Below are 13059 nucleotides of genomic sequence, written 5' to 3'. Positions count from 1 at the left end.
CTAATTGAATATATTTAACTCATTAGGTCAAGCGACGAAAATGATTTGTGAGGCTCTTCTGTTTGCCTGGAAACTATACTTTATAGAATCTTCATTCTCTTTGGTAGTTGTAAGTTTCTCTTGTTGAAAAAATATTGTGGGACAGAATGTTTTGCTAAAATATATATTGACTGTAGCTTATATAACCCAGTCCATTCATGAAGGATATAATCTAGCACGCCGTTATATGTATGTGTCACCAGCCCATGATAATGATCAACTCGTAAACTCAAGCCAGAATAAAGCGAAAAAGGAATTACAGCCTCTGTACAGAATCCCCCACCTTCAAAATGATTGCCATTTAACCCATTTTCTTCAATAGAGTTAACGAGCATGATTGGGACATCGCCATTATAAATACTTATGGAATAGCAGTTAACCTGCTTTCCTAACTCTCCACTTCGAGGAATTTGAATAGGGCATGGCTGATTTAACAACTTGCTCAAAATATATTTAGTGATTTTATTCATGCCACCTCAAAAAAAATAATTTTAAATCATTGCATTACTATTACTGGGATCTGAAAGTGTTTGCTTGATTTCTCCCCTACGCAATATATCTGTTCTGATTCATTGGTAACTCCAAAGAGGTCATATCCAGACGGATATCCTAGCGAGCAAGACAGATAAGCAAAAGCAGATGATGATAGTTTCCTGAGCAAGATCAACAAATTAATCAATAAGTACAAATACTGTACCATGCATCAGAGATAACTGGTGGTGGAAATAAGAAAGACGCCCTAAGGCGTCTTTCTTATTTTAAGGACTTTGAGCAAAAAGGTTGGAGGTTATTCCCCCTCCCCACCTTGCCCCACCACCCAATCAAATCGGGGTAATGGAGGTGATATGGGCATCCCCGTCCAGTGATTTGAAGATCTGTACCACAGCTTCGCCATGGATCGGTTTGGCAAGCGGCACAGTGCTCTTGCACTTGAAGCGGTAGTTGGTGCCAGCCACCACTTGAGTGGAGACTTCAAAGGGTACATATTGCACCCCGACAAATCCTTTCAGCGCCTGATCAAATACCGCCTGATCCTCGGCGGTCAGCTTGTGATATGCGGTCCATCCACCCACCAACACTGCTTGTTCTGACATATCAAACTCTCCGTGCTCTATGATCCCGACTCGTTTGGCCGTTCGGGCTGCGCCCCGTTGATTCAAGTGGTTTCCGGTCTCCACCGGGGTGTCATCACTGCCGGTTGGCACGATGACGATGGGCAAATTTGCGCAGCTATCTGCAACTGGATAAGCCCTCTCCCCAGCCACGAGCCGCTGTTGACAGCGGGCTCAATTGGCATGAGAGAGCCTAGTGCGAGATCGCAAAAATGCCCCTGTCACATATGACAGGGGCAAGGTGGCGAAAAAGCTGCTCGAAAAAAGAAGATGTGTGGCGCAAACGATTGAGAAAAGAAAAGACGCCGCAAGGGCGTCTTTTTTGCATTTTTATGCTCGATGGGTAGCAGGGCGTGTGCCGCTTATTCCCATTCGATGGTTGCGGGCGGCTTGCCGGAGACGTCGTACACCACGCGGGAGATACCGTTGATCTCGTTGATGATGCGATTCGATACGTGACCGAGGAAGTCGTACGGCAGATGGGCCCAGTGGGCGGTCATAAAGTCGATGGTTTCGACGGCACGCAGGGCAATAACCCAGTCATATTTGCGGCCATCGCCCATCACGCCAACGGAGCGCACCGGCAGGAACACGGCGAACGCCTGGCTGACCTGGTTGTAGAGGTCGGCTTTGCGCAGCTCTTCGATAAAGACCGCATCGGCGCGGCGCAGAATATCGCAGTACTCTTTCTTCACTTCGCCAAGGACGCGCACGCCCAGACCCGGGCCCGGGAACGGGTGACGGTAGAGCATGTCGTAGGGCAGACCCAGCTCAAGGCCGACGCGGCGCACTTCGTCTTTGAACAGCTCGCGCAGCGGCTCGACCAGACCCATCTTCATCTCTTCCGGCAGGCCGCCGACGTTGTGGTGAGACTTGATGACGTGGGCCTTGCCGGTCTTGCTGGCAGCGGATTCGATAACGTCCGGATAGATGGTGCCTTGCGCCAGCCACTTGGCGTTTTTCAGCTTTTTCGCTTCATCGTCAAACACTTCGACGAAGACGCGACCGATGATCTTGCGCTTGGCTTCCGGCTCGTCAACACCGGCCAGCGCAGAGAGGAAGCGCTCTTCGGCATCGACCTTGACGATGTTCAGACCAAAGTGATCGCCAAACATCTCCATCACCTGGGTGCCTTCGTTCAGGCGCAGCAGGCCGTTATCCACGAAGACGCAGGTGAGGCGATCGCCGATGGCGCGGTGCACCAGCATGGCAACCACGGAGGAGTCGACCCCACCGGAGAGGCCGAGGATCACTTCATCGTCACCCACCTGCTCGCGGATGCGGGCAACGGCGTCGTCGATGATGGTGGCCGGTGTCCAGAGACACTCGCAGCCGCAGATGTCTTTGACGAAGTGCTCCAGCATGCGGGCCCCCTGACGGGTGTGGGTCACTTCCGGGTGGAACTGCACGCCGTAGAAACGCTTGGCTTCGTTGGCCATGGCCGCGTGCGGGCAGGTCGGGGTCTGGGCGATGGTGGTGAAGTCGGCCGGAATGGTAGTGACCTTGTCACCGTGGCTCATCCAGACATCCAGCAGGGCATTGCCGTTGTCGGCGATGGCATCTTCGATGTTGCGCAAGAGGGCGCTGCTCTTGCCAGCTTCGCCCAGCACTTCCACCTTGGCGTAACCGAATTCACGCTCGGTGGAGGATTGCACCTTGCCACCCAGCTGCTCGGCCATGGTCTGCATGCCGTAGCAGATACCGAACACAGGGACACCGGCGTTGAACACATACTCGGGGGCGCGCGGGCTGCCCGCTTCGGTGACGGACTCGGGACCGCCGGAGAGAATGATGCCGCTCGGATTGAATTCGCGGATCTGCTCTTCGGTTACGTCCCAGGCCCACAGTTCGCAGTAAACGCCGATTTCGCGCACGCGGCGGGCGATCAGCTGGGTGTACTGAGAACCGAAGTCGAGGATAAGGATACGGTGCTGGTGAATGTCTTTAGTCATTTTATTCCTGCATCAGGCTGATGTTGTCACAAAGGGCACGGGATAAAAAAAGGGTGGAAAAACGGGGCGCAGGGCCCCGTTTTATCAGCCCATCCGATAGTTGGGGGCTTCTTTGGTAATGGTCACATCGTGGACGTGGGACTCTTTCATCCCGGCGCCGGAGATGCGCACGAATTCAGCCTTGGTGCGCATGTCGTCGATGGTAGCGCTGCCGGTCAGGCCCATGGAGGAGCGCAGGCCGCCCATCTGCTGATGGATGATCTCTTTGAGGCGACCTTTATAAGGCACGCGACCTTCGATACCTTCCGGTACCAGCTTGTCGGCAGCGTTGTCGGTCTGGAAGTAGCGGTCGCTGGAGCCTTTGGACATGGCGCCCAGAGAGCCCATGCCACGGTAGGATTTGAAGGAGCGACCCTGATAGAGCTCGATCTCGCCCGGCGCTTCTTCAGTACCGGCGAACATGGAGCCGACCATGACGCAGCTGGCGCCCGCGGCGATGGCCTTGGCGATGTCGCCGGAGAAGCGGATGCCGCCGTCGGCGATAACCGGTACACCGGTGCCTTCCAGCGCATCAACGGCATCGGAGATGGCGGTGATCTGGGGCACGCCCACGCCGGTTACGATACGGGTAGTACAGATGGAGCCCGGGCCGATACCGACCTTGACCGCATTGACACCGGCAGCAGCCAGCGCCTTGGCGCCCGCGGCGGTCGCCACGTTGCCACCGATGATTTGCAGATCCGGATAGGCTTCGCGAGTGGCTTTGATGCGATCCAGCACACCCTGGGAGTGGCCGTGGGAGGAGTCGATCAGCAGCACGTCAACACCGGCTTCCACCAGCGCGGCGACGCGCTCTTCGTTGCCGGCACCGGCACCAACCGCAGCACCAACCCGCAGACGACCCTTGTCATCTTTACAGGCGTGGGGCTTGCGCTCGGCTTTCTGGAAATCTTTAACGGTGATCATGCCCTTGAGTTTGAAGTCGGCGTTCACCACCAGCACTTTTTCGATACGGTGCTTTTGCATCAGGGCAACCACCTCTTCACGAGGGGCCCCTTCGCGCACGGTGACCAGACGATCTTTCTGGGTCATGATCTGTTCAACGGTCTGGGAGAGGTCAATCACGAAGCGCACGTCACGGCCGGTGATGATACCGACCAGCTGATTGCCGTCAGTCACCACGGGGTAACCGGCGAAGCCATTCTTATGGCTCAGCTCCTTGATTTGGGCGATGGTCATGTCAGGGCGCACGGTGACGGGGTCAGTGACCACGCCGCTCTCGTACTTCTTGACCTTGCGCACTTCGGCAGCCTGCTGCTCGATGGACATGTTCTTGTGGATAAAGCCGATACCGCCTTCCTGGGCCAGTGCGATAGCCAGACGGGCTTCGGTCACTGTGTCCATGGCAGCGGAGATCATCGGGATGTTCAAGCTGATGGCGGAGGTCAGCTTGGTACGCAGATCGGCAGTATTGGGAAGAACTTCGGAGTGGGCGGGAACCAACAGTACATCGTCGAAGGTTAACGCTTCTTTGGCAATCCTGAGCATGGCAATATCTCACCGTTGAGGAAGTGGGGGTGTAAAATATTGCCGACGAAGTTTACTCACGGATTGGTCACTGGTAAAGAAGTTTTTTGAATTTTTTATGGCGTAGCCCTCATTTAGGAGGCCAAAACGCCAAAAAACCAAGATTATCAGTACGAAAACCGCCATTTCGGGGCAAAAGAGTTGGCAAAGTGGTGTTTTATGCACCCTGCCCGTTTGCCAGGTGCCCCTCTCTGCGCGGTCAGAATGGCTCCACTTTTCCCGGTAAAAACAGCCGCAATCCAGAGCGAAAATCACCGATTCGGAGAGGCAGTCACGTCCCCGTTATTGCCGCACTATTGCCACACTTCGGAGGCATAAAACTGCACTGTTGCACCTACGAAACGCTGTCTGCCTTGATGGTTTCACTGGTGCAAAAATTGCCCGTTTTCGTGCTGGCAAGTGCTTTCCCGATAATCCTGTTCCTTTGCATCCGACTCTTGCGTATCATGACTAACACGCTGAATTGAAATGGAATTTCATGATGAGTCGACAGCTTCACCAAGGACGGGCGGCGATTACGCTGGCAGCGCTCGGGGTCGTCTACGGCGATCTGGGCACCAGCCCGCTCTATGCCCTCAAGGAGTGCTTTGCCGGCCACATCGGCTTGCAGCCGGGCCCGCAGGAGATTCTCTCCCTCATCTCCCTCTTCTTCTGGACCATCATGGTGGTGGTCTCGTTCAAATATGTGCTGCTGGTACTGAGTGCCGACGACAAGGGTGAAGGGGGCGTGCTGACCCTCGCCTCGCTGGCATCGCGCCGCCTCTCGCCCCGCGCTCGCACCATTGCCATGCTGCTTGGACTTGTCGGGGTAGGACTTTTTGCCGGGGATGCAGTGATCACTCCCGCCATCTCGGTACTTTCTGCCGTCGAGGGGCTGGAGGTGATCGCCCCGGATCTCGCCCCCTTCGTGCTCCCAGTGACGCTGATCGTGCTGGTAATTCTCTTTGGCACCCAGCATTACGGCACAGCGGGGATAGGCCAGCTGTTCGGCCCCATCATGCTGCTCTGGTTTGGCGTGCTGGCCCTGCTGGGAGCCATCGAGATCATCCAGAACCCGGTCATTCTCCAGGCCATCAATCCGCGTTATGCCATTGATTTTATTGGCGAGCGACCCGGTGTTGCCTTCATTACCCTGGGCGCCGTGGTGCTCTGCGTGACGGGCACGGAGGCGCTCTACGCCGACATGGGTCACTTTGGCCGCGGTGCCATCCGATTGGCGTGGGGCTCGCTGGTGATGCCGGCCCTGCTGCTCAACTATTTCGGTCAGGGCGCGCTGCTGCTGCGCAATCCCGCCGCCGTCGAGAACCCCTTCTACCTGCTTGCCCCCTCCTGGCTCACCCTGCCACTGCTGGTGCTGGCCACCATGGCGACCGTCATCGCCTCGCAGGCGGTTATCTCCGGCACCTACTCGGTGGTGCGTCAGGCGATCCTGCTCGGCTATCTGCCCCGTCAGGAGATCCGCCACACATCCGAGCGGGAGATTGGCCAGATCTACCTGCCGCTGGTGAACTGGTTGCTGCTGGCAGGAATTGTCATCGTGATCCTCTGGTTCCAGACCTCCAGCAATCTGGCCGCCGCCTACGGTATCGCCGTCACCGGCACCATGGTGCTCACTACCCTGCTGCTGATGGTGGTAGCCGCCGCGCGCTGGAAGTGGCCACGCTGGCTGATTGCGCTGGTGTGCGCGCCGCTGCTGCTGGTAGACGCCACCTTCTTTGCCGCCAACAGCACCAAGCTGCTGGCGGGTGGTTGGCTCCCCATTCTGTTTGCCCTGCTCGCCATTCTGGTGATGACTACCTGGAAGCGGGGACGCGAGCTGGTGCTCGACAAACTGGAGAACAAGTCGTTTGCCCTGACCCGCTTTGTCGACAACATGCTTGAGCACCCGCCGCTGCGGGTGCCGGGTACAGCAGTGTTCTTGTCGCGCTCCGAGCAGGTGGTGCCCCACGCCATGCTGCACAATCTCAAACACAACAAGATCCTGCACGAACGGATCATTTTCCTCACCGTTCGCATCAAGGATGAACCCTGGCTCGCCTTTAGCGAACGGGTCCAGCTCAAACAGCTCGGGGAGGGTTTTTGGCAAGTGGTGGCCCATTTTGGCTACAAGGAGACCCCCGACATGGAGGAGATTTTTCAAGCCTGTGCCCAGCACGACCTTAAAGTCGCCATGAGCCAGACCTCCTTCTTCCTCTCCCACGAAAATCTGGTCAGCACCGATATTCCGGGCATGGCCCGCTGGCGCGAGGGGCTGTTTGTCTGGATGAATCGCAACGCCCTCAAGGCGACCGATTTCTTCCATATTCCGGCCAACCGGGTGGTGGAGCTGGGGGTATTACTGGAGCTTTAATTTCCTTTGTTTCACTCCAACTGCTGTTTGTCACAAATTGAGGGTGAAAATAAAAAAGCGGTTTTTTCCCAAACTGTTCTTCCGGGAACAGAGGTGACGATCTCGGCGGGATATACTGACTCAGCCGTCACTAACGTCCCCCCGATCAGGCAAAGAGAAATGGGGCTTAGCATCGGCTCTGATCATCTGATACAGGACTCTCGATAATGAACGACGACATTGCTTGGCCATGCGCGCTTCATCCATCCACTCAGGCGAACTTGTTGGCACTGGCAAAGCCATTTGATTGCCAGCGCCTGACGGGCAGTCTGCCGGGCGTGATCTATGTGTCATCCGGTTGTCTTGTCGGCTATGCAGCCAATGCCAGCATGAGCAACTCTCTTGGCCTTATTTTTGGACGGGGTTGCTGGCTGGGCACACAGTCAATTCATAATCCGGCCTACGCCCCCTCCGAGCGCTATGAAACACTGTGGCCGACCGAGTTGTGGCTATTTCCCAGAGCAGATGTTGAATCGTTATCCGAGAAAGACCCGGAAGTATTCAAGTTTTTGTTTCATATCGCCCAGCAAGTAGTGCGTATCAGTTTGCAGATGGGGAGCAATACTCTTTTTTGTCTGACTACCCGCATCGCTTATGTCTTGCTGGAGTTGGTCGCCAAAAATACCGCGGCAGACCCCTTTGCCTCCTCATTGCAAATTACTCAGCAGAAGCTCAGCCAGATTGCTGGAATCAGCCGCCCCAGAGTCAATGAGGTGTTAAAAGAGCTGGCTCGAACGGGCGAGATCACGATTCGGCGCGGAGGGCTGGATATCACCGACATGGCCTCCTTGAAAGCCAGATTGCATCCGTTCAGCTTGATGTATTACGACCCAGTGCCGCACATCCAGACCCAATAAGCGGGAGCTCAGAGGGACTATCACAACACCTTCTGGATATTCATCACACTGTTTAGCAGAGGATTTCATGAACCAACCCAGTTTGCAGTTACCTCCTCTTCCGGCCGGACGCCATTATCGCTTCCACACCATGGTGAAACCCGGCGGCGCACGCTGCAATATCGACTGCGATTACTGCTTCTATCTACATAAAAGTGAACTGTTGGGCCACGAACGACACGCCCGGATGGACGACAGTGTGCTCGAGCAGCATATACGCCAATACATAGAAGCCCAGACCGGTGATGAGGTGATCTTTTCATGGCAAGGAGGTGAGCCCACGCTGATGGGGCTGGCATTCTTTGAGCGCATCGTTGAGCTTCAGGCTCGTTATGCCAAACCCGGTCAACACATTGGCAACGACCTGCAGACCAACGGCATTGCACTGGATGATGGCTGGATTGCCTTTCTCAAAACCCACGGTTTTCATGTCGGATTATCCATCGACGGGCCACGTTCCCTGCACGATGCCTACCGCAAGAACCGCAGCGGCAAGTCGACCTTCGATCAGGTCATGGTGGCAGCCCGACGCCTGCGTGAGGCCGACATCCCCTTTGCCGCGTTATGTGTCGTCAACCGGCTCAATGCCCTGCATCCGGTTGCCGTGTACCGCTTTCTGGTCGATGAGGTTGGGGCAACTCGGGTCCAATTTACTCCGGCGGTCGAGCCGCAGGCATTCAAGGTTCAAGCCCCCTCTCTGCTCTCGGCCAAAAGCCAGCCAAAACAGGGAGACGCCCGGGCGACCCCGGCCCATCCCCTCTCCATCGTGACCGCCTGGTCGGTCGATCCTGACGACTACGGTGCTTTCCTTTGCCAGGTCTGGGATGAGTGGTTTCAAAAAGACATTGGAACTGTCCACGTCAATCTGTTTGAAACCGTGATAGCCCAATCAGCAGGTATGCCAGCCCAGACCTGTACCCAGTCAGAATTTTGCGGCAAGGCGCTGGCCATTGAACATAACGGTGACGTTTTTTCCTGCGACCATTTCGTTTATGAGAACTATCGCATCGGCAATATCTTGCATACCCACCTCGGCGATATGGCATTTTCCAGCGTACAGCAGCAATTTGGCATGAATAAAAAGGCATCATTGCCTGCGCAGTGCCGCAGCTGCAATTATCTGAAATTATGTTGGGGAGAGTGTCCCAAGAACCGAATCATTAATACCAAAACGGGTGAACCTGGCTTGAATTATCTTTGCCAGGGGCTTTATCGATTCTTTGACCATATAGGTCCAGATGTTGTTCGTATTTTAAAAGCGCTGGGTTATCTCACCTGATAATTCGGCCAATTGAAAAAAGGCAGAGTCGTTGTTTATTTCAATACAACAAAGGAGAGTTATCATGCGTAAAACGCTTATCGCGACCGCGATGCTCACGGCAATGTCCGTCGTGCCATCGCTGCATGCCGCAGAAGCAAAAAAACCAAATATCCTAGTCATTTTTGGCGATGATATCGGCTGGCAAAACGTGAGTGCCTACGGCATGGGCACTATGGGTTACCGGACGCCCAATATTGACAGCATTGCCCAGCAAGGGGCCATGTTTACCGATCATTATGCCCAACCCAGCTCGACGGCAGGACGGGCAGCCTTTATCACCGGCCAATACCCCATTCGTTCCGGCATGACGACAGTCAGCATGCCAGGGGGCTCGCTGGGTCTGAAAAGCGCCTCCCCTTCATTAGCAGAAGTGCTGAAGGCACAGGGCTATGCCACCGGCCAATTTGGCAAAAACCACCTTGGCGATCACAACTTCTCCCTGCCCACAGTTCACGGCTTTGACGAGTTCTTTGGCAACCTCTACCACCTCAACACCCAGGAAGAGTCCGAGCAACGGGACTACCAGCGATTTGCCAAGGAGTATTCCGGCTCCGTCGAGAAGTACGACCAGAAATTTGGTACCAGAGGGGTACTGCACTGCTACGCCACCACGAAGGAAGATAAAACGGTCGAGCCACGTTTTGGCGAAGTAGGCAAACAGAAATGCACCGACACAGGCCCGCTGACACAAGAACGGATGAAGGCATTTGACGAAGACGAGGTGATCCCGAAAGCTCTGGGCTTTATGGACAAAGCTGGTTCTGCGAACAAACCCTTCTTTGTCTGGCTCAATACCAGCCGCATGCATCTGTATACCCGCCTCAATGAGAAATGGCGTTATGCCGTGGAAGAGTACACCAGTGAATATGACTATCACGGCAGCGGCATGCTGCAGCATGACCATGATATTGGCCTCGTACTCGATTATTTGAAGAAAAAGGGGCTGGATAAAGACACCATTGTTGTTTACAGCACGGACAATGGCCCGGAACACTCCTCTTGGCCTTATGGCGGTACCACCCCCTTCCGCGGTGAAAAAATGTCTACCTATGAAGGTGGGGTGAGAGTACCCATGATGGTTCGCTGGCCGGGGCATATTCCTGCTGGTACCGTCTTGAACGGTATTCAGGGTCATCAAGACCTCTTTACTACCCTTGCAGCAGCGGCAGGTGAAACCAATGTCGCAGACAAGATGATGAAAGAGAAGAAACAATATATCGATGGCATCAACAACCTCGATTATTGGGAAGGGAAAACCAATAAATCCAACCGCGATTCCATTCTTTATTATTACGAAGACAAGCTGACTGCTGTGCGACTTGGCCAATGGAAATTCCACTTCTCCACCAAGGAGGATTATTATGCCAATGTGGTTCCCTTGACCGTTCCCAAAATATATAACCTGCGGGCCGACCCTTTCGAGAGTTACGACTCCCGCGATGCACAGGGACATTTGTTGCAAAAAATGTCGTGGTTGCTGGCCCCCGTCAATGAAATTGTCAGTGACCACCTCAAGACGCTGGTGAAATATCCCCCCGTGCAAGGCGGCACCAGTTTCGATATGTCCAATCTGGTCTCCGAAACAATCAAGAAGGGCCAACAGTGATGGCCCAACCATAAATCTGATGCGGCCCTTTGGGGCCGCTTTTTATGGCTGAACTGGATGCCTTTGCCCACGACCTGTTTGCCCTGCTGCTGACCGGTTTTGAACCGGCTGCCAACAATGTCACCCGCCTTGCCCGGCGCTCAGCCAAAACGGGAGGCCAATAATGGCATTCGGTTCCCTGCCCGGCGATGAGGATGAGCAGCCCCTCAGCGAAATCAACATGATCCCGATGATCGATGTGATGCTGGTGCTGCTTATCGTCTTTATGATCACCGCGCCCCTGCTCACCAACGCGGTCAAACTCGATCTGCCCAAGGCGAGCAGCCAGCTCAATCAGCCCAAACCGGAGGCGATCACCCTCTCCATCGACAGCGCGGCAAGACCTACTGGAACGAGCAGGAGGTGGATGAAGCGGCGCTATTGGCCCACATGGAGAGCGCCAGCAAAGCTCCCGGCGAGTTGCCCGAGATCCAGCTGCGCATCGACCGACGGGTCGAATATGGCACCATCGCCAACGTCATGGCAGCTGCGTCTCGCCACGGCCTGCACAAGATCGCGTTTGTCAGCCAGCCACAGAACGAATGAAAGCCCTGCAAAGGCGATATCGGGTGCTCGGGCTGATAGAGGCTCGGCACCTGCCCCGCGCTGGGGTAAGATAGCGGCCATCGTTTTATCCCGGCCCCGCCGGGGCAGACTACAGGTACGCCATTGAACCGATTTACCCCATCCAGTGCGGCGAGCGGCCGCGAGCAGCAGGTCTTTACCGTCACCCGCCTCAACAGCGCCGTGCGCATGATCCTGGAGCAGGATCTGGGGCTGGTGTGGCTGACCGGCGAACTCTCCAATCTGGCGATGCCAAGCTCCGGCCACTGGTACTTCTCCCTCAAGGACATGTCGGCGCAGGTACGCTGCGCCATGTTCAAGGGCAACAACCGGCGGGTGGCCTTCCGCCCGCAGGATGGCATGCAGGTGCTGGTGCAGGCGCGGGTCTCCCTCTATGAGCCACGCGGCGACTACCAGCTGATCATCGAATCGATGCAGCCGGCGGGCGATGGCGTGCTGGCGCTGCGTTTTGAAGAGCTCAAGCGCCGCCTCGGTGCCGAGGGGCTGTTTGACGAGAGCCGCAAGCGGCCGCTGCCCCGTGAACCGCGGGCGGTGGGCCTTATCACCTCCGCCACCGGCGCCGCCCTGCACGATATGCTCACCGTGCTTAAACGGCGCGCGCCGGATCTGCCGGTCTTTATCTACCCGACCCAGGTGCAGGGGAGCGCCGCCATCAGCCAGATCGTCGCGGCGATCGCCAAAGCGAACCAGCGCGCCGAGGTGGATGTGCTGATCGTTGGCCGTGGTGGCGGCTCGCTTGAAGATCTCTGGTGCTTCAACGAAGAGGCGGTGGCGCGTGCCATTGCCCACTCCGCCATACCTGTGGTGAGCGCAGTGGGCCACGAGGTGGATGTCACCATCAGCGACTTTGCCGCCGACTTGCGCGCCCCTACCCCGTCGGCCGCCGCCGAGCTGGTGGCGCCGGATCAGAGCGCCCGTGCCCAGCGTCTCATTCACCTCAAGCAAAGACTGCTGCAGGCTATGAGCCGCCAGCAGACCGCCGCCCGCCACGATTTCATCCTGCTGCAAAAGCGGCTCGACCATCAGGATCCGAAGCGGCGGCTGGAACAGCAGTCCCAGCGCCTAGACGAACTTTCTGCCCGTCTGCAGCAGCTATTGCGCCAACAGCTGCATCAGGGTGAGCGGCGCCTAACCAACCTTGAGCTGCGCCTGCAGGGCAAGAATCCGGAGCGCCTCTTGGCAGCTGGCAAGCGCCGCCATCAGCTGGCCGAGGAGCGACTCTATGCCCTGATTGCCAAGCGGCAAGACCTTGCCAGTCACCGCCTCGCGATGCTCACCGCCCGCCTCGACGGGGTGAGCCCGCTCGCTACTCTGGGGCGCGGCTACTCCATCACCCGTACTCCACGCGGTGAAGTCATCAGCCGCGCCGATCAGGTCAGCAGCGGCGACCAGCTCGTCACCACCCTGGCACAAGGGAGCCTGCAGGTGCGGGTCGAGGGGATCGTCAAGGACTCTGCGCAGTAGATCGGCTGAGTCAAACGACCAGCCAACGAACTATCCAGCCCAGCTGCTGGCCCGTTAATCGGCCAAACA

General features: G+C 56.3%; 9 protein-coding genes and 1 pseudogene. 6 read left to right on the top strand and 4 right to left on the bottom strand.

Features of this window, described 5'->3' with window-relative positions:
• Positions 1-80: 80 nt before the first annotated feature.
• From G5533_RS01410 to guaB, 4 genes are all read right to left on the bottom strand, one after another.
• Positions 81-509 (bottom strand): hypothetical protein, encoded by a 429-nt coding sequence (locus G5533_RS01410; protein WP_441254322.1) that lies wholly within the window; start codon positions 507-509, stop codon positions 81-83.
• 351 nt (positions 510-860) lie between these two features.
• Positions 861-1133: a hypothetical protein gene (locus tag G5533_RS01405; RefSeq protein ID WP_005337011.1), complete on the bottom strand. Its 273-nt coding sequence runs from the start codon at positions 1131-1133 to the stop codon at positions 861-863.
• A 380-nt stretch (positions 1134-1513) separates the two neighbouring features.
• On the bottom strand, positions 1514-3103 hold the full coding sequence (guaA, locus tag G5533_RS01400; RefSeq protein WP_076495702.1) for a glutamine-hydrolyzing GMP synthase: 1590 nt from the start codon (positions 3101-3103) through the stop codon (positions 1514-1516).
• Between the two features lie 84 nt (positions 3104-3187).
• Entirely contained in the window at positions 3188-4651 is a 1464-nt protein-coding gene (gene guaB / locus G5533_RS01395; RefSeq protein WP_441254321.1) for an IMP dehydrogenase, read from the bottom strand.
• A gap of 520 nt (positions 4652-5171) precedes the next feature.
• On the opposite strand from guaB, the gene G5533_RS01390 reads away from it, so the two are divergent.
• The 6 genes and pseudogenes from G5533_RS01390 to xseA all read left to right on the top strand — a co-directional run bounded on the left by G5533_RS01390 (position 5172) and on the right by xseA (position 12990).
• The gene (locus G5533_RS01390; RefSeq protein ID WP_441254320.1) at positions 5172-7040 is read left to right on the top strand and encodes a potassium transporter Kup; all 1869 of its coding nucleotides are present in this window, start codon (positions 5172-5174) and stop codon (positions 7038-7040) included.
• Between the two features lie 206 nt (positions 7041-7246).
• The gene (locus G5533_RS01385) at positions 7247-7936 is read left to right on the top strand and encodes a Crp/Fnr family transcriptional regulator (RefSeq protein WP_270906190.1); all 690 of its coding nucleotides are present in this window, start codon (positions 7247-7249) and stop codon (positions 7934-7936) included.
• 67 nt (positions 7937-8003) lie between these two features.
• A complete protein-coding gene (locus tag G5533_RS01380; RefSeq protein WP_441254318.1) occupies positions 8004-9254 on the top strand; it encodes an anaerobic sulfatase maturase in 1251 nt (416 codons plus the stop codon).
• 64 nt (positions 9255-9318) lie between these two features.
• A complete protein-coding gene (locus G5533_RS01375; protein WP_441254316.1) occupies positions 9319-10902 on the top strand; it encodes an arylsulfatase in 1584 nt (527 codons plus the stop codon).
• A gap of 163 nt (positions 10903-11065) precedes the next feature.
• Positions 11066-11487 (top strand): annotated as a pseudogene (locus G5533_RS01370) (ExbD/TolR family protein).
• Positions 11488-11610: 123 nt separating this feature from the next.
• Positions 11611-12990 (top strand): exodeoxyribonuclease VII large subunit, encoded by a 1380-nt coding sequence (gene xseA / locus G5533_RS01365; RefSeq protein ID WP_441254314.1) that lies wholly within the window; start codon positions 11611-11613, stop codon positions 12988-12990.
• Positions 12991-13059 lie beyond the last annotated feature (69 nt).

Source organism: Aeromonas sp. A600620, from assembly GCF_029479985.1.
Taxonomy (GTDB): Bacteria; Pseudomonadota; Gammaproteobacteria; order Enterobacterales; family Aeromonadaceae; genus Aeromonas; species Aeromonas veronii_A.
Note: the sequence above shows the minus strand (reverse complement) of the source record. Positions and strands in the feature narration are given on the sequence as shown.